Annotated in this window: 21 protein-coding genes and 1 tRNA gene; 12 read left to right on the top strand and 10 right to left on the bottom strand. The window is 68.8% G+C overall.

All coding sequences use genetic code 11. The features are described from left to right. Window positions 1-273: 273 nt before the first annotated feature. Together OHT57_RS02365 and OHT57_RS02360 are read left to right on the top strand one after the other, a co-directional pair. Window positions 274-1,140, top strand: coding sequence for a peptidoglycan-binding protein (locus tag OHT57_RS02365; protein WP_328744152.1), 867 nt, complete (start codon window positions 274-276; stop codon window positions 1,138-1,140). Beyond that, the gene (locus OHT57_RS02360) at window positions 1,137-2,300 is read left to right on the top strand and encodes a helix-turn-helix domain-containing protein (protein ID WP_328744151.1); all 1,164 of its coding nucleotides are present in this window, start codon (window positions 1,137-1,139) and stop codon (window positions 2,298-2,300) included. The genes OHT57_RS02365 and OHT57_RS02360 overlap by 4 nt, the downstream gene beginning before the upstream one ends. Window positions 2,301-2,324: 24 nt before the next feature. Here the strand turns inward: OHT57_RS02360 and OHT57_RS02355 are convergent, their stop codons facing one another. Both OHT57_RS02355 and OHT57_RS02350 read right to left on the bottom strand, forming a co-directional pair. Next, entirely contained in the window at window positions 2,325-2,645 is a 321-nt protein-coding gene (locus tag OHT57_RS02355; protein WP_328744150.1) for a hypothetical protein, read from the bottom strand. A 72-nt stretch (window positions 2,646-2,717) separates the two neighbouring features. Next, complete coding sequence (locus OHT57_RS02350) at window positions 2,718-3,578, bottom strand: SDR family oxidoreductase (protein ID WP_328744149.1); 861 nt, start codon at window positions 3,576-3,578, stop codon at window positions 2,718-2,720. Window positions 3,579-3,667: 89 nt separating this feature from the next. On the opposite strand from OHT57_RS02350, the gene OHT57_RS02345 reads away from it, so the two are divergent. Next, window positions 3,668-4,396, top strand: coding sequence for a TetR/AcrR family transcriptional regulator (locus tag OHT57_RS02345; protein ID WP_328744148.1), 729 nt, complete (start codon window positions 3,668-3,670; stop codon window positions 4,394-4,396). A gap of 415 nt (window positions 4,397-4,811) precedes the next feature. Here the strand turns inward: OHT57_RS02345 and OHT57_RS02340 are convergent, their stop codons facing one another. Then, window positions 4,812-5,363 carry a carboxymuconolactone decarboxylase family protein gene (locus OHT57_RS02340; protein ID WP_328744147.1) on the bottom strand — a complete coding sequence of 184 codons (552 nt, stop codon included), beginning with the start codon at window positions 5,361-5,363 and terminating at the stop codon, window positions 4,812-4,814. Window positions 5,364-5,472: 109 nt separating this feature from the next. After that, window positions 5,473-7,821 carry an alpha-L-fucosidase gene (locus OHT57_RS02335; RefSeq protein ID WP_328744146.1) on the bottom strand — a complete coding sequence of 783 codons (2,349 nt, stop codon included), beginning with the start codon at window positions 7,819-7,821 and terminating at the stop codon, window positions 5,473-5,475. 591 nt (window positions 7,822-8,412) lie between these two features. Here OHT57_RS02335 and OHT57_RS02330 point away from each other — a divergent pair. Beyond that, on the top strand, window positions 8,413-8,937 hold the full coding sequence (locus tag OHT57_RS02330; protein ID WP_328744145.1) for a hypothetical protein: 525 nt from the start codon (window positions 8,413-8,415) through the stop codon (window positions 8,935-8,937). Window positions 8,938-9,127: 190 nt separating this feature from the next. Here the strand turns inward: OHT57_RS02330 and OHT57_RS02325 are convergent, their stop codons facing one another. From OHT57_RS02325 to OHT57_RS02305, 5 genes are all read right to left on the bottom strand, one after another. Further along, complete coding sequence (locus OHT57_RS02325; RefSeq protein ID WP_328744144.1) at window positions 9,128-9,700, bottom strand: hypothetical protein; 573 nt, start codon at window positions 9,698-9,700, stop codon at window positions 9,128-9,130. Window positions 9,701-9,948: 248 nt separating this feature from the next. Next, the gene (locus OHT57_RS02320) at window positions 9,949-10,977 is read right to left on the bottom strand and encodes a LacI family DNA-binding transcriptional regulator (RefSeq protein WP_328744143.1); all 1,029 of its coding nucleotides are present in this window, start codon (window positions 10,975-10,977) and stop codon (window positions 9,949-9,951) included. A gap of 751 nt (window positions 10,978-11,728) precedes the next feature. Then, complete coding sequence (locus OHT57_RS47355) at window positions 11,729-11,836, bottom strand: DUF6207 family protein (RefSeq protein ID WP_443053413.1); 108 nt, start codon at window positions 11,834-11,836, stop codon at window positions 11,729-11,731. A gap of 151 nt (window positions 11,837-11,987) precedes the next feature. Continuing rightward, complete coding sequence (locus tag OHT57_RS02310; protein ID WP_328744142.1) at window positions 11,988-12,596, bottom strand: dihydrofolate reductase family protein; 609 nt, start codon at window positions 12,594-12,596, stop codon at window positions 11,988-11,990. 633 nt (window positions 12,597-13,229) lie between these two features. Beyond that, entirely contained in the window at window positions 13,230-15,683 is a 2,454-nt protein-coding gene (locus OHT57_RS02305; RefSeq protein ID WP_328744141.1) for a SpoIIE family protein phosphatase, read from the bottom strand. A gap of 335 nt (window positions 15,684-16,018) precedes the next feature. Between OHT57_RS02305 and OHT57_RS02300 the strand changes: the two genes are divergently transcribed. After that, a tRNA-Trp gene (locus OHT57_RS02300) sits at window positions 16,019-16,095 on the top strand. A gap of 202 nt (window positions 16,096-16,297) precedes the next feature. Here OHT57_RS02300 and OHT57_RS02295 read toward each other — a convergent pair. Next, window positions 16,298-16,903 (bottom strand): GNAT family N-acetyltransferase, encoded by a 606-nt coding sequence (locus OHT57_RS02295; RefSeq protein WP_328744140.1) that lies wholly within the window; start codon window positions 16,901-16,903, stop codon window positions 16,298-16,300. 62 nt (window positions 16,904-16,965) lie between these two features. On the opposite strand from OHT57_RS02295, the gene OHT57_RS02290 reads away from it, so the two are divergent. From OHT57_RS02290 to OHT57_RS02260, 7 genes are all read left to right on the top strand, one after another. Then, a complete protein-coding gene (locus OHT57_RS02290) occupies window positions 16,966-17,580 on the top strand; it encodes a sigma factor-like helix-turn-helix DNA-binding protein (protein WP_328744139.1) in 615 nt (204 codons plus the stop codon). A 71-nt stretch (window positions 17,581-17,651) separates the two neighbouring features. Next, window positions 17,652-18,353: an SDR family oxidoreductase gene (locus tag OHT57_RS02285; protein ID WP_328744136.1), complete on the top strand. Its 702-nt coding sequence runs from the start codon at window positions 17,652-17,654 to the stop codon at window positions 18,351-18,353. Window positions 18,354-18,452: 99 nt separating this feature from the next. Further along, a complete protein-coding gene (locus OHT57_RS02280; protein WP_328744135.1) occupies window positions 18,453-19,331 on the top strand; it encodes an alpha/beta fold hydrolase in 879 nt (292 codons plus the stop codon). Between the two features lie 303 nt (window positions 19,332-19,634). Further along, entirely contained in the window at window positions 19,635-20,063 is a 429-nt protein-coding gene (locus OHT57_RS02275) for a hypothetical protein (RefSeq protein WP_328744134.1), read from the top strand. Window positions 20,064-20,222: 159 nt separating this feature from the next. After that, complete coding sequence (locus tag OHT57_RS02270) at window positions 20,223-21,044, top strand: ABC transporter ATP-binding protein (protein WP_328744133.1); 822 nt, start codon at window positions 20,223-20,225, stop codon at window positions 21,042-21,044. A 20-nt stretch (window positions 21,045-21,064) separates the two neighbouring features. Beyond that, window positions 21,065-21,937, top strand: a complete 873-nt coding sequence (locus OHT57_RS02265; RefSeq protein WP_328744132.1) for an ABC transporter permease — start codon at window positions 21,065-21,067, stop codon at window positions 21,935-21,937. 134 nt (window positions 21,938-22,071) lie between these two features. Continuing rightward, entirely contained in the window at window positions 22,072-23,187 is a 1,116-nt protein-coding gene (locus OHT57_RS02260; RefSeq protein WP_328744131.1) for an ABC transporter substrate-binding protein, read from the top strand. Window positions 23,188-23,221: the final 34 nt, after the last annotated feature.

The following is a 23,221-nucleotide window of genomic DNA, read 5'->3' as shown; positions in this document are numbered from 1 at the left end:
GTTCCTCTTTCGTTCGTGGGATCGGCACCTGGTACGCCGAGCGGGCCAGGTGGCGAGACCAAGGTGCAGGGTGCGTGGGCACCGAGGCCACGGGCGCGGCCCAAGTGGCGGTCTTACGGGACGACCATGCTGCTGACCTGCGACGACAGCTGGTGGTGGGACGGCCATGTGGGACAGCTGTGACAGATGTGGCGGGCTCGTGCAGAATGCGCAGCAGCGGAGGGGGCCGCTGTTCACGCACACGACCATGCTGACGACCGCTTTGGGGGAAACATGCCGCGTTCCAAGATGCTGCCCGCGGAACTCGACCCCAGCGCACGGCAGTTGGTGACCCGCTTACGCCGGATGAAGGATCACAGCGAGCTGACGATGCGACAGCTCGCGACCAAGACCGGCTACAGCGCCAAGTCGTGGGAGCGTTACCTGGGAGGGACATCGCTGCCACCGCGGGAGGCGGTGGAGGCCCTGGCCAGGATCACCGGCACCGACCCCGTCCCCCTGCTCGCGCTGCACGAGATCGCCGCCGACTGCCGGGGCGGCCGTCAAGCAAGGTCCGCCGTGCAGCAGCAGGATGAGCTGGATGACCAGGACGAGCGGGATGAAAAGGGTGAGCAGGGTGAGCGGGATCGGGATCAAACGGCCAGTTGGGTAACTTCGCATCCCGGGCCACCGGCCGTACCCGCCGCACTCACGCCACCCGGAGGCCCCGAACCGGCCTCCGGCCGCTTCCCGCACGTCGCTCTCATCGCGGGCATCGCCGCCCTGGCCGTAGCCCTTTCGGCGGTGTTGCTGCTCGTGCTGCGCCTCGACGACGGAGCGAGCCAGGCAACCGTCACCGCTTCGCCCCGCACCACCGCGGCCTCCCCACCGCCCTCCTACACCTGTCGCATCACACGGCTCGACGGCCGCTGGTCGGCGGGCATTAACAAGGGCCGCAACACCGAGATCGGATACGGCGCCACAGGCGCCGACGTCGCCGAGGCGCAGTGCCTGCTGCGCCGGGCAGGCATCTCACCCGGCGGGATCGACGGCATGTTCGGCCCGCTCACGCTGCGGGCGGTCAGGACGTTCCAGGGTCGCGCCGGTCTTGCCGTCGACGGCATGCTGGGGCCGCACTCGTGGAAGGCGTTGCGCGGATGACACCCGGCGCACCCTCACCGCCGGGCGCGCGACTGGCAGCCGTACTGCAGCAGTTGCGGCAGCGCACCGGACTGAGTCTCGCGCAGCTCGCGAACGCGACCACGTTCAGCAAGTCGTCCTGGGAGCGCTACCTCAACGGCAAGAGCCTGCCACCGCGCAGCGCGGTCAAAGAGCTGTGCCGTCTCGCTGACGAACCAGCCGACCATGCGCTGGCACTCCTGGACATCGCTCGCGCGCTCCGGAGCGAAGACACCGGGCCGACACGGGGGACCCCGGTCCGACAGGGCACGGTCGCGAGGACGGAGACACCGGCCGAAGACCTCACCGCTGTCCCGCCCAGCACCGACAGCGACACCGGTACCTGTACCGGTACCGGTACAGGCATCGGCGAGACAGCGCCGAGCGAATCCGTTCCGGCCCGCACACTCCCGCCTGCCACCGGCCCGAGTGAGGCGGACCAGAGCGGCGCCGACCGTACGCACACCATCCCGACCGGCCACCGGCGCGCGAACATCGTCACCGCCCTCCTGTCGACCTGCGCTGTCGTCCTCGTGGCGCTGGTACTCACCCACCTTCCCCCAACGCGCCGCGAGGAGGCCGCACCGTCCCCCACGCCCTCCTCGGCCACGGGAGCGCTCTGTCGGCACACGGCCTGCCAGAACAAGGACCCGATTGCGATGCGATGCGGTGCCCAGCCGCTGACCCTGGCCGAACACGAAACCGCCACCGGTGCCTGGATCCAGATCCGCTACAGCCAGGAATGCGGGACGGCCTGGGCCCGGATGTGGGGCGCTGTCGTGAAGGACCGCGTCCAGATGCGGGTGGAGGGCTGGCACGGTGCCCTTAACAGCGCCCAGGTCACCACCCGCGACGAGGCGGACACCTACGTCCACACGCTCATGAGCGTGATCAGCCCCGGAGCGCCCCTGCGAGCCTGCTTCAGCCCTGCGGTCGGCGGCGAAAAGGAGTGCTTCAAGGCCCACTTGACGGACGAGACCGTCTCCGCTCCGGTCCTGGCCCGCCCCTGGATGCGCAGCACATCGTCACTAGTGGATGACTGTTCGGCATCAGCTCCGACACTGCGATGCGGTACGTCACCGCGGCTCATCCCGAGCGCACTGCGAAGCTCCCGCGACGGTCCGGCGGCCGCCGGACGGTGACGTGCGCCGGGTGCCGTCGACGGCTCAACGCCGGCCGCAGATGGAGACCGTGGACGTGCGGTAGCCCTGTGCGGTCACCTCCAGGTCGCCGCGGTCGTGGCTGCCGAGGGGACAGGACACCGTGATGTCGCGCCCCTCGCCGGGCAGCAGCCACAGGTAGTTGTCGCAGTAGCGTGCGGGCAGCACCCGTTTCCCCGAGCGGTGGTCGCGCAGCGCGAGGCGCACCATGGGCGCGACGACACGACCTCTGTTGCGCACCGTGACGGAGAGGCTGAGCCGGCCGTCACGGCGGACTGTGCGGGCTCCGGAGATCTGCAGCCGGGATCGAGCGCCCGCGAACCTCAATCCAAATGGGCTGGAATCCCCCTCTTTTAAGACTCCGTTGGGTCTTTTAAGAGGGGGTGGATGTCAACGGGTCTACTCGGTCCAGGCGCGCTCCAGCCGGGTGCGGAAGGTGGCGGGCTCTCGACCGACCAATCCGGCCAGGGTCGGGTCTACGGCGGCGAACTCCCCCTTTCGCGCCGCCGCGAAGATGCTCAGCAGCAGGTCGGCGATCGGGGCGGGGGCACCGTGCGCCAGGGCTTGCTCGCGAAAGGCGTCGTCGGGGACGACGGTGCGGGTGAAAGGCCGCCCGGTGACCTGGGCCGCTATCTCGGCGACGGTGTCGAAGTCGAGCGCCGCCGGACCAGTGAGCGGCGGGGTGGGCCCCTCGAAGCGGCCTTCGTCGGTAAGGATCGCCGCGGCAGCCTCGGCGAGATCGTCATGGCTGGTCCAGGCGATGGGACCGTCGGCAGGGAGGGCGATGTCGCCGGTGTGCCGGGCGGACTCCAGGAAGTGCAGGGCGCTGGCAGCGTAGAAGCCGTTGCGCAGCGCGGTCCAGGGCAGGCCGGTGGCGCGCAGCAGGTCCTCGGTCTGGGCGTGGTCACGGCATGCCTGGAAGAGGGAGTCGTGGGCGGCGCCCATCTGGCTGGTGTACAGGATGCGGCCGACTCCGGCCTTCACGGCGGCGTCGATCGCGGCGCGGTGGCCGGTGACGCAGTCCTCGCCCGTGCGGTCGAGGGAGACGAGCAGCAGTTGCTCGGCGCCCTCGAAGGCGTGGACGAGTGAGGCGGGGTCGTCGAAGTTGCCCTGCCGGACGCGGACGCCGCGGTCGGCGAGGTCCTGGGCTTTGGAGGGGTCACGGACGCTGACGCCGATGCGGTCGGCGGGGAGGCGCTCCAGGAGTCTCTCGACGGTGCGGCGGCCGAGGCTTCCGGTGGATCCGGTCACGATGATCACGAGGTTCCCCAAACGGTGTTTCCAGTGGAATCACTTCAACGATAACACTGGAACTAACGTTGGAAGCAAGCAGTCGATATCATCGATACATGTCTATCCGTGACACCGCAGACAGCCCCCGCCGACGCATCATCGAGGCGGCCCTCGAGCTGCTGGAGGGCGGAGGCTCCGACGCGGTGAGTACCCGCGCGGTCGCCGCCGCGGCCGGCATGCAGCCGCCGGCCATCTACCGCCACTTCGGCGACAAGGACGGGCTGCTGGAGGCGGTCGCCGAACACGGCTATGCGCAGTTCCTGGAGACCAAGCGCGCGCAGCTCGACCTCTCGCCGAAGGACCCGGTGGAGGAGCTGCGCCGCGGCTGGGACATGGTGGTGGAGTTCGGGATCTCACGCCCCGAACTGTTCGCCGTGATGAACAGGGCCACCGGCTCGGGGACGGACGCGGCGCACCAGGCGGGCCTGGAGATCCTTCACGGCCGGGTGCGTCGGCTGGCGGCCGCGGGATGGCTGCGGGTCGACGAGGAACTGGCCGCCCAGATCATCCAGGCCACCGGCCGAGGCGGAGTCATCACCTGGCACTCCACCCCCGCAGAACGCCGCAATCCGGCGCTGCTGACCGTCCTTCGCGAGTCCATGGTCGCCGCCGTCACCCGCGCCGAACCGACGGTCCCCGCCACGGAGTCCGGCCCCGCCCCAGCAGCCCGCGCACTGCGCGCCGCCCTCCCTGACGACACCGACGTCTTGAGCGACGCCGAACAGCGCCTGCTGCGCGAGTGGCTCACCCGCCTGGCGGCGGACGGTGGCATGCCGCAGGCCTGATCCTCCGGCGGCCGACCTCGCGCAGGTCGAAGGCAGCGAACAGAGCTCATTCACCAAGCGGCGACCGCCGACAGGGGAGCCGTACGACGCTCCGATGCCGGGAACCCGTCAGCCCTGAGGCCGGTCGACCTCCCGGTTCCGGAGGAGTCACTGCGTCCAAGGCCCGGCGGACAGCCCTGTCTTCAGCCGCCCCGGATGCGGTCCGCGTTCAGTCGGAACACCTGCGGCGCGACCTGCGGATCACGCTGACCGTGCTCGACGGCAACGGCTGCCGCACTCATGCCACGCGTACTCGGACCACCGTCCGGAGGATCGAGGCCGAGCGCTCGCACGGCTGGGGCGCGACGAAGGACAGCAAGGACGCCCACCTGAGAACGCGACGCCTGCGACAGAAAGCCCGCGACGGATGCTCGATTCACCTGACCTCGCCGCTCCCGTCAGGCGGTACGTCGCCATAGGGCGGCGGGGCTTCACCGGCGGTCGTCACCTCGAAGGTGTTGAGGAAGTTGCAGATCAGTTGGTAGAAGCCGACCGTGATGACGAGATCGGCGAGCTGGTTCACGGTCAGGAACGCCAGAAGTTCCTTGCGGGCGGCGTCGTCGAGGGAGTGCCGGGTGAGCAGTCGGTCGGTTGCGGTGAGGACGGCTGCCTCGGCCGCGGACAGACCCTCGAGGGAACCGGTGGAGGCGGCGGCGATCGCCTCCTCGCCCAGGCCGACGAGACGGGCGATGTTCTCGTGATGGTGGATCTCGTACGCCGCCCGGTAGGCGTGGCCCACCCGGACGATGGCGAGTTCGCGCAAGGGGTCCGGCAGCGAGTTCCGCCGCAGGACCGCGTCCCCCAGCGCCAGCACACCGGGTGCCAGCGCGGGGGAGTGCATCATCATCCGGAAGACGTTGAGCGAACCGCGATCGGTCACTTCCTGCTGCAGCTCGGCGGGCAGTGCGGAAAGGTCCGGGTAGTCCATGTCGGCTCCGTTCGCTGGGCGTTGGAGTGCACAGGACGGGAATCCCCACGGAGCCCGCGTCGAACACCACGCGATGCAAAGTGATGTCCTGGCGCTGCGGCGGTGTCGGTCAGGCGCTCCACTTCACCTTGAAAACCCACACATGCTGTCCCGCCTTGCGGGCTGCCGCGGGGACGTCGATCACCAACGCACCCTTGCTGACGGTCCAGGTCAGTGGCCGGTCGTGGCCCAGCATGGTCACCGTGTCCCCGCTGCGGATCGGAACCGGCGCCTCGACGGTGAGCCGTGAGCCCGGCTGTGCCATCGAGTGAATGTAGAAGGCCTGGTTCGGGCGGACGGTGAAGCGGATGTCGTCACCCAGTTCCGCCATCTTCGACCAGTACGTGGTGTCGTAGACGGCCTCGCCGTTCGTCCGCAGCCACCGACCCGTCTCACGCAGTCGCTTCTGCATGATCTCCGGGATGGTGCCGTCGGCGCGCGGCCCGATGTCGAGCAGGAAGTTGCCGTTCTTGGAGACGATGTCCACCAGGCTGTGCACGACCTGTTCCGTCGTCATGTAGGAACCGTCGGGGGTGGCCTGGTTGTAGCCGTAGCTGAAGGGGTCCAGGCCGCGGCTGGACTCCCACTTGGCGATCACGGTGTTGTCGTACGTCGTGTACTCGGGCGTCGTGAAGTCGTGGAAGGAGATGCCCGAGCGGTTGTTGACGGTGACGTCGATGGGACGGGACCGGTTCTTGGCGTGGTTGAAGTACTCGGCGAGCACGTGCACGCTGTCGTTGGCGCCGCCGATGTCGCACCAGATCAGTTCCGGGTCGTATCCGTGGATCAGCTCCAGCATCTGCGGGGCCTGATAGTCCTTCACGAAGTCCTTGCCCGCGCGGTAGCCGGAGTAGGGCACGGGGTCGAGGGTGTACGGATTGCGCGGGGCGTGGCCCATCCACGGGTTGTCCGGGTTGAACCACTCGGGCATCGAGAAGTAGAGGCCGCGGTGGAGCTCGGGCGTGTAGCGCCGGGACGCCTCGAACAGTTCCTTGACCAGGTCCCGCTTCGGGCCCATCTTCACGGCGTTGCGGTCGGAGACCTTGGTGTCCCAGAGGGCGAATCCCTCGTGGTGCTTGGAGGTCAGCACGTGGTACTGGGCACCGGCGTCCCGGAACAGCTCGACCCAGGATCGCGGGTCGAACTTCTCCGCCGTGAAGTGCGGGATGAAGTCGTCGTAGGCGAAGTTCTCACCGTAGGTGTCCCGGTGGTGGGCGTAGGTGGGGTTGTTCGGGTCCTGCATCTGGTCCCAGTACCACTCGGCGTACTGCGTGCCGACCGGCGCCCAGGCGGGCACCGAGTACACGCCCCAGTGGATGAAGATGCCGAACTTGGCGCGGTGGAACCAGTACGGCGCCTGGTGGCCTGAGAGGGAGGCCTCGGTCGGCTGGTAGTCGGCGACGCCGAGGGACAGGCGGCTGCGCTGCGTGGCGGCCGTGGCGCCACGGCCGGTGACCGTCACCACGCCGTCCCGGGACGTGCCCGGTGCCGTCCCCGCGCGATTGCGGATGCCGATACGGACGCGAGCCTGCTCACCGGGGTCGAGGCGGCGGACGGCGGCGGGCTCCACGGTCCGGGCGCCCGGCACGTCCACGTGCACCGACACGTGATCGCCGGCCAACACGGCGGCGGTGCCCGCGTTGACGACGGTGGCCTCGATGCTCTGCGCGCCGGTGGACGTCAGGAGCGAGTTCGTGGAGTGGGCGTCGCGCAGAACCAGCGCGCGTCCCTGCGCGACCGGCTGGAGGGAGAGCGCGAAGACGTGCAGCGAGGTCTGGTTCGGCTTGGGTGCGTTGGTGACCGGCAAGGTGATGGCGATCGCCTCGCGCTGCGGATCGACCCACACCTCCGATGTGCCGATGCCGACGCTGTGTTGGTCCTTCGCGCCGCCGGGACCGTAGCGGTACGGCGTCGACAGTGAGCCGCCTGCCGCGTACCAGTCGGCTCCGGTGAGACCGGCGGTCGTGGTCGAACCGTCCGCGTAGTGCACCGTTGCCTTGCCTGATGCGTTGCCGTAACTGCCCGAGGTGAGGAAGTAGGCAGCCATGTAGCGGCCCTTGGGCAGGTCGATGCTTTGGCCGAGCGCGACGACGTTGTTTTTCGCGCCGGCGGCCGAGGACGCCAGGACGAAGGGAACGCCGTCCACCTCCACCTGGCCCGCAGGGAGTTCCTCGCCCGGGAACGTGTAGCCGGAGCCGTCGAAGTCGCCGCCTCGCGCGGAAGCGGTGTCGATGCCGTCGTTGTCGTAGAGGCTGTCGAGCGGGACGGGGACAGGAACGGGCACAGCCGCCCATGTTCCGCGCTGCTGTTCGGCTTCCTGAGCAGCTTGGGCGTCGGTCGAGGAGGCGAAGGAAAGGGCGGCCGAGGCAGCAACACCCGCCGTGACGCCGAGGACATGACGTCTTGGATACGTACTCATGGCGGCTCCCAATCATCGGATGTCTTGATGATTGGGGAGGTGTGAGGGGGTGTCAATGGGGAGTGCGCGCAAAAAAGTTGGATCAGAGGTCGGATGGCTGGAGGGTTGTTGGGTGAGGGCAGCTGATGGGATGTCTCAGCCGTCTGCGCGATTCGGAGAGCGGTACGTCGGGATGCCTTCGCGGTTTGCATCAGGACGACCACGCCGTCATCTACGGCCGCCGCAAACCGGGTCACCTCGGCGCAGCGCACGACCGAGCCCACAAGAAGCGGTCGCAGGGGTCCGACGTGTTCGGCCCCGTCGCGTCGCCTGCGCCGGCGGACAGCCTGAGGGGCAGCCGGAGGCGACTGCACGGCGTCCGTGCGGTCATTGGAACTGACGTGACGAAGGGGGCCGTTGGCGGGCCTGGCGCGCGATGCCGACAACCAAGCCAGGGCCATGACCTGCTCTCCGTCGACCCCGCCGTAATCAAACATTCAACAAAGGAATCTCCGTGAACGGCAAACGGCTCTACCCGCATAGATGTTCCCGGTGTTGTCATGCTCGCGACCGCCCGGAATTCCTGCCGGGCACCGCTCCGGGAGAGCCCCCATGCCCCGAATATCCCGCTCGCTGGTCACCGCTTTTTCCTCCCTCGCCCTCGCTGCCGCCGGCCTCACCGTCGCAGCCGGCACCGCGCACGCGCAGGGCTGCAGCCAGGACTACCTCCCCCTCCCCGATCCCAGCTGCCAGCCCGGCGACTTCAACCCGGACGTCACGCAGTCCACCATCGGCTCCACCATCTGCGTCTCCGGATGGACCGCGACTGTCCGTCCCTCCAGCTCGTACACCACCGCGCTGAAAAAGAAGCAGATCGTCGCATACGGCTACACGGACACCAGCACCTCGGACTACGAGGAGGACCACTTCGTCCCCCTCGAACTCGGCGGTGCCCCCAAGAGCGAACTCAACCTCTGGCCCGAACCGGAGTACGGCACCAAGACCGCCGCCAACAAGGACACCGTCGAGAACAAGCTCAAGAAGGCCGTCTGCGCCGGCACCGTCACCCTCGCCGACGCTCAGGACGCGATCGTCACGGACTGGACGACCGCACTGTCGAACCTCGGCCTGAGCTGATCCCTGATCCCGTCCGCTCGGCGTAGGGGGCCGGTCTTCTCCTCCGGGAGAAGACCAGCCCTCTGTAGCTCCACAGGTATCTGCATGCCGAAATCCTCTTCCAGAGCGGCGACGACCCGGTGCGGGTGGCCCGGCCTCGTCACTGATGGTGCGAGCGAGGGCCTTGGCTGTCCCGGGGTGCCATCCAGGATCAGCCGGCGAACGCTTCGGTGAGGCGCACCCGGTAGCCGTCCTCTTCCATCAGCACGACGGTGACGCCGAACGGGGAAGGGTGGTCCAACTCAAGCGGGATGAAGGAGAAGTTCACCGCGGCCTGGATCGGCGGCATCAGTTCGCCGCCGGGCTGTGGCGCGGAGGCCGGACTCCAGTCGGGGGTGACCGATGCCCGGCCCTCGGGGCCATGCTGCTGGAGCTGCTCGGTGTAGGGGAACTGGTGCAGAACGTGCCCGTCACGCGTCGCGAGCACCATGTTCAGGCACGGCGCCGGGCCGACAACAGGCAGCTCGCAGGCGGTGGCGACGTCGTAGGTCTCCCAGACGAGGACGACCTCGTCCGCGTCGGCGGCCGAGGCGATGTTCGCGAGTTCCACGATCCCCGTGAGCGCGTCCTGGCCGACCTTCAGCGGGCGAGCCCAGATCATCCCGACCAACTCGCCACGCACCAGCGGCATGATGAGCGGGCGCGGCACCTCGCCCTCGCCCAGCCCGGCGGCATACGCGCTCTTCGCCACGTTGACCAGCGCGTCCCACACCTGTGCTTCCACAGAAGACCCCTCCGTCCATCCACATTCGATCACCGCACCCTGCCACGGGGGGTGAGGCCGTGTCAGCGGTATGGTCAGCCGGCTCCGGGCGGCATCCATGGGGAGGACGGGGTGAGCGGCGCCACGCCGGACCGTATCCGACCAGAGGGCATCGGCGTGATCGTGCTGCTGCGTGTCCCACTCCCAAGGGGCGCGTCCGGACGGGCGGCGACATCGGAGTCGGAGCCCCGCGTCAACGCAGGGGTGGGTCAGGTTGTGTCGCGGACCTGCAGGGTGGGTGTCAGGACGATAGGGGGTGGCAGCTCGCCTGCGAGGAGTTGGCCGACCTGGTGGATGGCCAATTCGCCCAGACGGCGCTTGTCGAGGTGGAGGGTGGTCAGCGGGGGGTCGATGAGATCGACGATGCTCAGCCCGTCGTAGCCGACCAGTGCGCAGTCTCCCGGCACCTCGACGCCGATCCGGCGGGCGGCCCGCAAAGCGCCGATCGCGACCAGGTCATTGAAGGCGATCACTGCGGTGAGGTCCGGGCGCGCCGCGTGCAGAGCCTCGAATGCTGCGGCGCCGCCGGCCGGTGACTGCTCACCCATGACGATCCAGCCCTCATCGACGGGCAGCGCATGGTCGCCGGCGACTTCGAGGAAGGTACGGCGACGGACCAGCGGAGCGCTCAGGCACTCGCAGTCGATCAGGCCGATCCGGCGGTGCCCGCGGTCGATGAGGTGCTGCATCCCGGCCCGGATTCCGGCCTCGGTGTCGATGTGGACCAATGCGTGGTTCGACGATTCCAGGCCCCGGTCGACCACGACGAGCGGCATGGTTTCCACGTACGGCTCGAGTTCCGCATCGGGATGGCTGATGTAGCCGACAAGAGCGTCGACCTGCTGGCCGAGTGAGCGGACCAGAGCCAGTTCCCGGGACCGGTCGTTCTCGGCGCTGGCCACGAGGACCTGCCAGTCGCGTTCGTCCGCCGCGGCGATCACTCCTGCCACGAATTCCGGGAAGAAGGGGTTGACCACGTCGGGCACGATGAGGCCGACAGATACGACGTCCGGACGGTTCAGACCCCGGCCGAACCTGCTGGGCCGGTACCGCAGCTGCTTTGCCACATCGAGCACGCGGCGCTGCGTCGCCGGATCGATCTCCCCCTTGCCGTTGATTGCCCGGGAGACGGTCTGGTGGGACACGCCTGCCGCCTGAGCCACGTCTCGGAGCGTGACGCGCTTGACGGCCCGCGCGCCTGGTACCGGCTGGTCTTCCGTTGCCCGCTGTCCGGCCACTTGCCCACTCACTTCTGTTTCTGTGCCGCCCTGTGCCCAAGTCAACCAGGTTCGCAGGCCAGTCGCCCCACCGCCCGCCCGATAGGGCAGCCCTGGGGTGCCGGCGGCGCATCGTGAGCCGTCCGGCCGGGGGCGTTGACCTCGTCCAGGTCCATGAGCCACAATCTCGTTAACGGTCACGTTAACGGTAACGGGACAGGCTGAGGAGAACGAAATGACCTCTTCGAGGGGCCCCGCGCCGCACGATCCCCATCCGATGTTGCGTGCCGTGTTCGGTGGTTGGCACGCAAAGGCCGGAGCCTTCTCGGCGCTGCCAAATGCGCCGGTGGAGCCGGATGATCCGCAACGGCAGCACTGGTGGCGCCAACTGAGTGCTAGGTGGCAGAAGCCGGCCGGCGGGGGTGGATCTTCGCTCAGTCGGTCCGCGGCGCGTCCCCAGGGCTGTCCTGCTCCCAGCGGGGATGGCCGATGCTGAGGCGAACCTCTGGCCGTGTGTGCCGTCAGAACTGGAGGCGTATCGCCCTGCCCTCGCTGACGGATTCAAGCCGCGGACGTTGCGCGATCACGCCACCGGAGGCACCGACCCTGTCGCTGGTGTCGGTGTCGGTGTCCTCGGCAGTCGGTCGAGGCCGGGTCGGGTTGCCACTTGGCCTGCGCCAAAGAGCCTGACTCCAGGCACCGGGCGGTGGGACAGCGCAGCCGTACGCCGGGCGCACCTGCCTCATTGTCGTACGGCCTGATGGCGCGCACATCACGGCAAGCAGTTCTGAACTGCGAAGGCCGTCTTGTCATCGGTGGCAGCGACCTTCACCACGGCCGGGCCGGGCACGGCCACCTGCGCGTCATGGATCTGACGCACGCCTGGGACCACGCGCCGGCTCCCGCAGAGGTTCTCTGATCTCGGCGTCTTCACCCGACCGGGTAGGCCCGGTCCGGGTGGACGACGTCCTGGATCTGGTCGTGCGTGCCGACCGGTCAGTGTCAGGAAGCTGGTCGGTCGCGCGGAGTCCTTACGAGTAGCTGTCGTAGCTGGGCTTGCCGCTCGTCCGGTAGACGCCGACGACGGTGCCGCCCTTCGTCGTCGAGACGCTGACCGGCTCCAGCGCTGTGGGGATCGCTCCGTCGGCGAACAGTCGCTTGCCGGTGCCGATGATCACCGGATGGATGGTCAGCCGGTACTCGTCGACGAGGCCGTGCCGCATGAGGGTCTGGGCGAGGTCGCCGCTGCCGACGACGTTGATGTTGCCGCCGTCGGACGCCTTCAGCTCGCGTACGGCATCGGCGACGTCGCCCTCCAACAGAGTGGAGTTCTCCCACTCGACGGACGTCAGAGTCCGGGACGCCACGTACTTGTCCATGCTGTTCATCCGCCCGGTGAACGGGTTGCCGGGATCGGCGGTCGGCCAGTACGACGCGAAGATGTCGTACGTCTTGCGGCCGAGCAGCATGGCGTCGGAGTCCTCGTACCAGCCGGCGATGGCCGCGCCGACCTCGTCGTCGTCCACCGGTTTCTGCCAGCCGCCGTGCTCGAAGCCGCTCTGGGCGTCCTCGTCCGGGCCGCCCGGTGCCTGCATGACGCCGTCCAGCGTGAGGAACGTACAAACGATGATCTTGCGCATGGTGCGCTCCCTTCGTCGACGGGTAGACGGCACGATCGCCGAAAACTCATCGGTCAAGCTCTGCGGCGCTGCCCTGGATCAGCCCGGCTGTGAGGTGGGGTCCCTCGTGGCCGACCGGAGCGGGCTCCGGTGTGTGGCAGGTGCGGGGCTGAGGAGGGCGTCCATGCGGACCAGCGGCAACCAGACGGCAACGCCGCAGATGTGTGCGCCGGACCCCGCGCCACCGGGATGGCCCGAACGGCAGGTTCCAGCCGGAGGCGCCGCCCTTGGACGGACCCGACAGCGGCCCCGGCACCAGAAGTGAGCTCGCACCGCTGCCCGTCGACGCTCTGCACTCGATCGGTCCGCGGCAGGCGGCGCCGCTCCGGGACCGGCGTGCATTGCGTGGACCTGCTCGCCGCGATGCCGCCCGTGACACCGCCCGCGAGCGTCCAACGCCTTCGGGTCGGGAAGGCCGGGCGACCGACCCCGCGGCATCGACCTGGCCCCGCCTTCACGGCGAGCGTGCACCGTCAAGCCGAGCAGCACACCTTGGACGGCGCAGTCGTGACCCTCGCCCTGATCGTCCAGCTCGGCACCTGGCTGCGCGCCCGCGCAAGCCCGCCTGCGGTGCCCCTGGGGGGTTGTGCGTGATCAGTCGGCGTTCTGTTCGATGCTCTGTTCCGCCCAGATCGTCTTGCCTGTATCCGTGGGGCGCGTACCCCAGCGTTGGGTGAGCTGAGCGACCAGGAGCAGCCCGCGGCCGCCTTCGTCGTAGGTGCGGGCACGGCGCATGTGGGGTGCCGTGTTGCTGGCGTCCGAGACCTCGCAGATGAGGTTCCGGTCGTGGATGAGACGCAGTTGGACGGGCGGCTCTCCGTACCGGATGGCATTGGTGACCAGTTCAGAGACGATCAACTCGGTGACGAACGCGGCATCCGTCAGACCCCATGCCTCCAGCTGGCCGAGGGCGTTCTTGCGGGCCCCGGCGACAGCGGCCGGATCGGGTGCCACGTCCCAGGCGGCAACCCGGTCGGCCTTGAGCGCGCGGGTACGGGCGACGAGCAGGGCCACGTCGTCGGCGGGCCGTTCGGAAAGCAGATCACGGAGAACCGTGTCGCACAGCGCGTCCAGGGAGACCGCCGGTGCGGCAAGGGCCCGGCACAAACGGGAGATGCCGACGTCGATATCCTGGCCACGACTCTCGATCAGACCGTCGGTGTAGAGGACGAGCAGACCGCCTTCCGGCAGTTCGATCTCCATCGATTCGAAGGGCAGTCCGCCCAGGCCCAGTGGAGGTCCCGTCGGCAGGTCGAGCAGTTCCACGGTGCCGTCCGGGCTCACGACGGCCGGCAGTGGATGCCCGGCCCGGGCGAGTGTGCAGCGGCGGGAGACGGGATCGTACACGGCGTACAGACAGGTCGCCCCGACGTCTCCCGCGGTCTCTCCGTCTCCCGTGGCCGGGCCCGTGCCTTCGGCCTCCGTGGCCAGGCGGCCCACCAAATCATCGAGGTGGGTGAGGAGTTCGTCGGGAGGCAGGTCCATGTCGGCGAGGGTCCGTACGGCCGTACGCAGTCGTCCCATGGTCGCGGAGGCGTGGATGCCGTGGCCCACGACGTCGCCCACGACCAGCGCCACCCTGGCACCGGACAGCGGGATCACGTCGAACCAGTCCCCACCCACCCCGGCCCGGCCACCGGCCGGGAGGTAGCGGGAGGCGAACTCCACCGCGGCCTGCTCGGGCAGCCGCTGCGGCAGCAGGCTGCGCTGCAGGGTGACCGCCGTATCTCGTTCCTGGGTGTAGCGACGGGCGTTGTCGATACAGACTGCCGCCCGGGCCGCCAGTTCCTCGGCCAGCACCAGGTCGTCCTCCCGGAACGGGTCCGGGTGCTGGTGACGGGCGAAGACGACGACACCCAAGGTGGCCCCGCGTGCAGACAGGGGCACGGTCATCGCCGAGTGGAAACCGAAGTCGCGGACCCGGGAAGACCGGATCGGGTCCTTGGCGACCCAGTCGGCGATCAAGGGGTCGGCCACCTGGTACAGCACGGAGCGTCCTGACTGCACGCTCTGCGCCGGCGGGGAGCCCTCCGGATAGTCGTCCACCTCACCCGGTGCGATGACCGCCTCGGGGGTTCCCGGCAGCACGGACTGGTGGGCGATGCGGCGCAGGGCGAGCGAGCCACCCGCCGCCAGCCCTCCCCAGGGCTGCTCGGGCACGTCGTCCAGGGACACCAGCAGGTCGACGCTGAGGAAGTCGGCGAGTTCCGGGACCGCCACGTCCGCCAGTTCCTGCGCCGTTCGGGCCACGTCGAGCGTGCTGCCGATCCGGGTGCTGGCCTCAGCGATCAGCTGGAGGCGCTTACGGGCCCAGTACTGCTCCGTGATGTCGTGCCCGGTGGCGGCCACACCCAGGACGCGACCGTCCGGGGCCTCCACCCGGTACATGTGGACCGACCAGGCGTGCTCACGGGTCTCGCCGGGGGCCCGCGCGTGGTTCTCCACGTACTGCGGCTCACCGGTCTCCAGGGCCACCCGCATCCGCCGCTCGACATCCTCCGACAGGGGTGTGGGGAGCACGTCCGTCATCCGCAGCCCGCGCAGTTCGTCCTCACTCAGCCCCAGTGCACTCTCTGCGGTCCAGTTGGACCCGCGGTAGCGCAGATCGGTGTCGTACACCGAGGTGGCGCAGGACGGGGACTGCAGCAGGCACTGCCGCATGAGCAGGTCGTCCTCGGGCCGGGGCTCGGTCCCCGGCCCGGCGGAGACAAGGAGCCAGTCGCCGGCCCCGTCGTCCGTCATCCGCCGATGCGCGAGGACCGTGACCTTGAAGGAGTGGCCATCCCGGTGCCGGAGCGCGAGCGGGCCGTGCCACCTCGGCAACTCCAGGAAGGACGGGGGACCGCTTGTCGTGGGCACCTCGGCGAGCAACGAAGTCGCCGGACGGCCCAGGATCTGTGCTGACGTGTACCCGAGCAGGTGTTCGGCACCGGTGCTCCACCCGGTCACCGTGCCGCTGTCGTCGATGGTGGCGCGTGGAGTCAGCGCCTCGCCTGCGACGACTCGGGTGGAATGCCCACCCCGGTTGTCGACGGCACGCCGCTCCATGCTCTCTCATCTCGCTCTCGTCGCGTTCTTCGCCGCCCTGGAGCTCTTCACAGCCCAGGGCAACGTGGACATGCGTCGCGCGGCACTCGGGAAGCATGCAATCTCTATGTTCAACCCGTTTTGTTAATATTATCTATATCTGCAGCATTGGGCGCGGTCCGCGAGAGGGTCTGGCCCAGCTTCCGTGAAGCGCGCACCCTCCTGAGTTCGATCTTTCCCAGCCGGTGATCAGGAGCAGACTTTCGGGCAGCGCGTCGACGTCCCGCGGATCCTGTGACGGGCTGGAAAACCCTTGGCGACGGGCCTGTTGGCCATGTCAAGCTGTCACCCATCGAAGGGGTGTAGCTCAGACGGCCAGAGCGCCGGTCTCCAAAACCGGATGCCACAGGTTCGACTCCTGTCACCCCTGCCACATCCTCATGCGGGCCGTGCGCCACTGGGCGCACAGCGGTCAGGGCGTCGTATGAGTCGCTGTCGTAGGAGTCGTCAGGGAAGCCGATTTCCCTCCGTGAGTTGCTGGTGGCGGCCGATGCGATGAGCGTTGCGCTTGAGGCACCCACGTCAGCGGGTGAGGTGCTGTCCGGGTGACGTGACGGATGTGGAGTGGGCCGAGGTCAGTCGCCGGACGAGCACGTCGTGGCACCTGGGCCTGCTGCGGAGCCATCGGGCTCTCTCATCGAGTGCAACTGGGCGAACTCGTCGGCGAGCACGCCCATCATGATGAGATCGTGGTGTCGGCCGGCAAGAAACACGTGATCGCGGAGGCGGCCCTCCTCGACGAAACCGAGCCGACGGTGAAGTGTCAGCGATGCCTCATTGTGAGCGAAGATCCGCGCTTGGCACTTGTGATAGCGCCGCTCGGCGAACATGAAGCGCAGCAGCATCACCGCGGCCTCTGCCGCATAGCCTTTGCGCCGATGATCAGCTCCGATCGTGACGCCGTACTCGAACCAGCCCGCGCGCGGGTCAGCCTGGTGTGAGCCGACAGTACCGACGATTTCCCCCGTGTCGACTGCTTCGATCGCCAACCCGAAGCAGTCTCCATCGGACTTGGCGGCGGCCTGTTCTTTCGCCCAGATGCGAAAGCTCTCGGCGGAACGCGGTGGGTTCAGCAGGTCTCCCGTCCGTTCCTCGTCCACGGCGAAGCGCATGAACGCGGCCCAGTCGTCAGGCTCGATACCGCGCAGGCGTATCTGCTTGCCGCTCCAGAAGGATGTCATCCCCTATTCGATCACGCTGCAGCGCGCGAAGTACATACTCTTCGCCGACGTCAGAACAGCCTGTGACCTGGCGCTTCAAAGGTGTCGAACGCTCACTGCGGGGCGGTCAGGTCCCACTGAGGAAACCTCTCGAACCAGCGGCATTCGGATTGCAGCTGTTCCCCGGCGCGCGCGGTTCGGTGTGGGAGCTACGGGCCGACATGCGGCTCGCGTCGGTGGCGGCGACGCAGCTTCTGGCGGCGTGGCAGCGTGCCGTGCTGGTGCTGCGCGAGGTACTTCAGTTCACCGTTGCCGAGGTCGCCGGGCAGTTGGGTGCCACGACCGCGGCGGTCAACAGCGCGTTCAAGCGAGCGCGTGCCGCACTCGACGAAGCGTGTGGCGTGGAGGAGGTCCCGGAGCCGGACGATCCGGAGGCAGGGGGAGTGCTTCGGCGGCTTGTGCAGGCGTTCGAGGCTGCGGACGTCTCCGCGCTCGCGTCAACGTCCTGCGCGCGGCGGACCACGCCGGTATCGCCGCCAGGATCTGCGAGATGCCCTACGAACTTTCCATCGTCCGCGCGACCTCCGCGAACCGTCCTGACCAGCAGCGATTCAAGATCGTCAGACTTCGCGACAGCCCTGATGTCGCCCCGGCTCGAGCTCACCTTCCCGTGCGGTGAGGGTCAGGCCAGCGCTTGAACTTGCACTTGGAAACCGATCGGTTTACGGTTGGTGAAACCGGACGGTTTCTCATCTGTGGAGGCAGAGTCATGACCGCACTCAAGGGCGCCCACGTCATCGTCACCGGCGGCAGCCGCGGCCTGGGCAAGGCCCTGGTGGAGGAGTTGTACACACGCGGTGCCGGCAAGGTCTACGCCACCGCCCGCGACCCGCGCACCGTGACCCACCCCGACGCGGTCCCCCTCGCGCTGGAGGTCACCGACCCCGCCTCCGTGGCAGCGGCCGCCGCGCAGGCACCGGACGTCACCGTACTGATCAACAACGCCGGCGCCTCGGTCGGCGCGTCCTTCCTGGATTCCCCCGTCGAGGACGTGCGCCGCGAGTTCGAGACCAACTTCTACGGCCCGCTCCTGCTCGCCCGGGCCTTCACACCCGTCATCGAACGCAACGGCGGCGGCCACCTCCTCAACGTGCACTCCGTGCTCTCCTGGATCGCCCTCGGTGGCTCCTACAGCGCCTCCAAGGCCGCCCTGTGGTCACAGACCAACTCCCTGCGCCTGGAACTCCAGCCCCGCGGCATCGCCGTCACCGGACTGCACGTCGGCTACGTCGACACCGACCTCACCGCCGGCGTCGACGCACCCAAGTCCGACCCCCGACACATCGCCCAACTCGCCCTCGACGGCGTCGAAGCCGGAGCCCACGAAGTCCTCGCCGACGACATCACACGCCAGGTCAAAGCAGGCCTCGCCGCAGACCTCACCCAGCTCTACCCCCAACTCGCCCAGTAAGCAGCGCACCAGCCCTGGCACGCGCCACGGGCGCCGCCGCCTTGGTGTCACACACCCTCAGACCACCCATCCGCAGTTCACGCAGAAGGAGACAACGAGATGTCCGACCGCGAACCCCGTCCCACGATCCACATCCCCGGCACCACCAGCCACACCATCACCCCGCGCACAGGCCGCCACAGCCGCGAGGGAACCCTGCGCTACCTCAAGGCGGGCACCGGCGCTCCCCTCGTCCTGCTGCACACCGTGCGCACCCAGGCCGAGCACTATCGCCGCCTCATCCCCCTGATCGCCGGCCACTACACCGTCTACGCCCTCGACCTGCCGGGTATGGGCTACTCCGAGATCGTGCCCGGCGCCTCCTACGACGAGCCGGCCATGCGTGCGGGCGTCAAGCGGCTCCTGACCGAACTCGACCTCCACGACGTCACACTGGTCGGCGAGTCCATGGGGGCAGTCCTCGCCCTGACCACCGCGGCCGACCTGCCCGAGCGCGTCCGACGCGTTGTCGCGGACAACACGTACGACTTCCGTGGCGGGATCGCCCGCTCCAGCCTTCTCGCCCGCGTAGTGGTCAGCGGTGTCCTCGCGCCGGGAATGGGGCCGGTGATCGCGACCCAGGAGCCCAAGCCTGTACTCCGCAGAATCCTGCAGGGCGGCCTGGGCGACAAGAGCGCACTGCGGGACGACTACCTGGACGAACTCCTCCAGGTGGGCGGCCGCCCCGGCTACCCGACCGTGGCGCGGGCCGTGTACCAGGCACTGCCCAGTCTCATCGCTGCCCGCTCCCGTTACTCCGAGGTCAAGGCCCCCGTCCACCTCGTCTACGGCGAGAAGGACTGGTCGAGGCACTCCGACCGGGAAGCCAACAAGAGGCTGCTGCCCGCCGCCGACTTCACCCAGGTGCCGGGAGCGGGGCACTTCATCGCGCTGGAAAGGCCCGACGTACTGGCCGACCTGTTGAACGCGGTGGCGTGACGCCCGCGAGCGCCGAGGGGCACCTGCGACGCGTTCGGGGGTGCCGTGGATGGGGTGCCGTGGAGGGGGGCGTGATGCCGCTGGGCGGCTTCCTGGACGGGGCCGATCCGGGGGAGGAACCGGCACAGGCGACTGCGGCGAGGGCGGGCCGCCCAGCGTGCGGCCTCCCCGCATCGTAAGCCGCTCGGTTCCGTCGCCGGTTGTCGTGCGGACGGCCATACCCGAGACGGCGACCAGGCCCGTCCGTCCGGCGTCGGCCCATGTGAAACACGTAGGAAACGGCAGTTTTCTACACTCCGGCGGATGCGCCAGCTGACCGCACTTGAGGCCCCCACCGAGTGGAGCCGCCTCGCCGAAGGTTCCATAGAACGCCGCATGCTGCTCGCCCTCGGCGACCGGCTCGGCGTTTCTCTGCGCCCGAAGCCACTGATGCTGCCGGACGGCAACCGCGTCGAGGTCGAGGGGATGGACATCGAGGGCCGGATGCTCGTCCAACTCGTCGGAAACCAGGGTGCCTACAAGCCCGCCTACCGCAACAAGGTCATGGCGGACATGTTCAAGCTGCTGTGGTTGCGCGACGCGGTGCCGACCGCCGAGCGCGCGGTGCTCGTGGTCACCGAGCTGATCGTGCCGGCGCTCGGAGGCTGGGTGGCGTGCGCGGCGGCCGACCTCGGTATTGAGATCTACGTCTTCGACGGAGCCGGGTCCGTCACGGCGCAGCCGGCGGCGTAACCGCCGCGAAACCGAAGGCCGCCACCGGTGAAACGCAGGGCTCCTACGGTCAAGGGCAGCTAAGCGGATTTCCGCGTCGCAGTCATCGCACTCGCTACGCACGCTCTCCGACTTCCAGGATCGGGCCTTCGTGCTCGCGAGATGGATGGGAGCGTGAAGGTGACTGGTACGCCAGCACTCGAACTGCGGTCGGTGCACCGCGTCTACGGCTACGGGCCGTCCGCCACGAACGCCCTCGACGGCGTCGACCTGACGGTGCCGTCCGGCCGGTTCGTCAGCCTCATCGGGCCCAGCGGCTGTGGCAAATCGACCCTGCTGCGCATGGTGGCCGGACTCGAACAGCCCGACCGGGGCGAGGCGCGGGTGCACGGCGTCACACCGGCGCAGGCGTGCGCCGCCAAGATGATCGGCCTCGTGCCGCAGAGCCCGGCGCTGCTGCCCTGGCTGTCCGTGCTGCGGAACGTCACACTGCCGCAGAAGATCAACAGGGGTGCAGGGCGGCGCCGCGAACGCATCGCCGGCTTCGAGGAGCGGCAAGCGGTGCCGGACATGCGGGAACTCCTCGACAAGGCAGGCCTGGGCGAGGTCACGCACAAGCTCCCGGCGCAGCTGTCCGGCGGCATGCAGCAGCGGGCCGCGATCGTGCGCGCCTTCGGGCTGCGGCCCGACGTACTCCTCATGGACGAGCCCTTCTCGGCCCTGGACGAGTTCACCCGCGAGAGCCTGCAGGACCAACTGCTCGACCTGTGGGACGAACTGAACACGACCGTCCTGTTCGTCACCCACTCCGTCTCCGAGGCCGTCCGGCTCTCCGACACCGTCGTCGTCATGGCCCCGAACCCGGGACGCATCGTGGAGAGCGTCGACATCGACCTGCCCCGGCCGCGCAACGCACGTCTTTTTCGGCAGCAGAGCTTCCACGAGTACGAGGACCTGATCCGGGAGCGGCTGCGCCGTGCCTGGCACGGTGCAGCCGCGTGAAGGGGGTCCGGGAGATGACGATGGCCGACGAACGCACCGCTACCGTCCCGCCGACCGGCGCGGACAACGCCGTAGAACCGTCAGAACCGGCAGAACCGTCGCGCTTCAGCCTCGGGCATCCGCGGTCCCGGCTCGCGTGGATCCGTCCCTCCGTGTGGCTGCCGCTGGCCGTGATGCTGGCGTTGCTCGCCGTGCTGTGGCAGTGGGGGGCCCGGAAGCTGCCCTATCTGCTGCCGCCGCTGCCGAAGATCGGCGACTCGCTCGGCGCGCAGCCCGGCTACTACGTCGACAACGCCCTGGTCACCTTGGGAGAGGCGATGGCCGGCCTCGCCATCGGGTTCGTCGCCGCCTTCGTCCTCGCGGTGCTGACGAGTGAACTTCCCCTGGTGCGCCGGGCGGTGATGCCGATCGCGGTCGTCCTCAACGTCACTCCGCTCGTGGCGATCGCACCGGCGCTGGTCGTGGCCTTCGGCTTCGGTCCGCTGCCCAAGCTCGTCATCGCCGGCCTGATCTGCTTCTTCCCGATCCTCATCAACACCGCGGCGGGACTGCGGTCCGTACCGCGGCAGGTGCTGCAGGTCTACCGGACGATGGACGCCGGTCGCTTCGAACTGCTGTGGCACGTGCGCATTCCCAACGCGCTGCCGTTCCTCTTCGCGGCGTTGCGCATCGTCTTCCCGTTGTCGATCATCGGCGCCGTGGTGGCAGAGATGTCGGCGTCGGGTTCGGCCCGCGGCCTGGGCACGGTGATCAGCGTCGCCTCGTCGATGAACCAGCTGCCGGTCGTATACGCCGCGATCCTTGTCCTCGCGCTGCTCGGTCTGCTGCTGCTGTTCGTCGTGACGCTGGTGGAACGCCGCGTCCTGCACTGGCACGACAGCGCAGACGACTGACCCGTTCGCACGTCGTCCCCCGTGGCCCGCGACGGCGGGACGCTCGGCGACTGCCGCTCCGGCCCCCGCACCGATCCGCTGTGCCTCCTCGGCACCCTCATGCCCCGATGGCCCTCGCAAGTCTGGAGTCACCCATGCGTTCCCGCCTCATCAGATCCGGCCTCGCCTCCCTCGCCGCCGTCGCACTGACGACCGTTGTCGCGGGGTGCGGTTCGGACAGCTCCGACACCACTTCGGCGGGTGCGGAAGGCTCCGCGATCTCCGCCGCGCGCTGTGCCGAGAACAAGGCCGCCGGCCCGATCACCTATCTGTCCGGGTACCAGTACCAGTCCTCGGCGTCGATCCTCGAATACATCGCGGCCGCCAAGCTCGGCTACTTCAAGGACCTCTGCCTCGACGTCACCCTCAAGCCGGGCACCGGCGACACCGCCCAGAACACCAAACTGCTCGCCAGCGGACAGGCGACCGTGAGTCCGATCGCCGAGCAGGACGTCATCCAGGCGCGGGCCAACGGCATCGACATCACCGGCATCTCCTCGTACTCCAACGCGGGCCTGGAGATCCTGATGACGAACAAGGACATCACCAAGCTGACCCAGCTCGACGGCAAGGTCGTAGGGCACAAGGGTTACGTCCCCGCCACCGTCGAGGCGATGCTGGTGAAGGCCGGAGTGGACTGGAAGTCGCTCAAGCTGGTCAAGCAGGGCTACGACCCCTCGGTGCTGCCCCGCAGACAGGGCGGTCTGGCAGCGCTCACCGGGTTCGTCTCCAACGAGCCCAACCAGCTCAAGGCCGCCGGCCACGACGTCACGGTGTGGAAGCCGATCGACTACGGCGTCCCCAGCTCCCTCGGGGCCATGGCGGTCAACCCGGCGTTTGCCAAGGCGCACCCGCACGCCGTCGAGGACATCCTGCGGGCGGCGCTGCACGCCTATGCCTACTGCACGGCGAGCCCCGCGCACATCTCCGAGTGCGTCGGTCACGCGGCCGCGCTGGCCGGCCCCACCTACGACACGAAGCTCAACACGACGATCTGGAAGACCGAGACGCAGGTCGTCAAGGACAACCCGGTCTCCGGTCAGCCGCTCGGCGGCCTCGATCCGGCCAACGTCAAGGGGATCGTCGACATGCTGCACCGGTTCGGCATCATCCCCGCCTCGGTGACCGGAGCGAAGGCCGAGGCGTGGTTCGACGGGTCCTACGTCAAGAACGTCTACAACGGCGACAAGCTGGTCTGGCCCGCCCCGTAGCCGACGCACCCGCACCCGCAGCAGCCGTATCGCA

The sequence above is a fragment of the Streptomyces sp. NBC_00285 genome (genome assembly GCF_036174265.1).
Taxonomy (GTDB): Bacteria; Actinomycetota; Actinomycetes; order Streptomycetales; family Streptomycetaceae; genus Streptomyces.
This window is presented reverse-complemented; position numbering and strand designations above follow the sequence as displayed.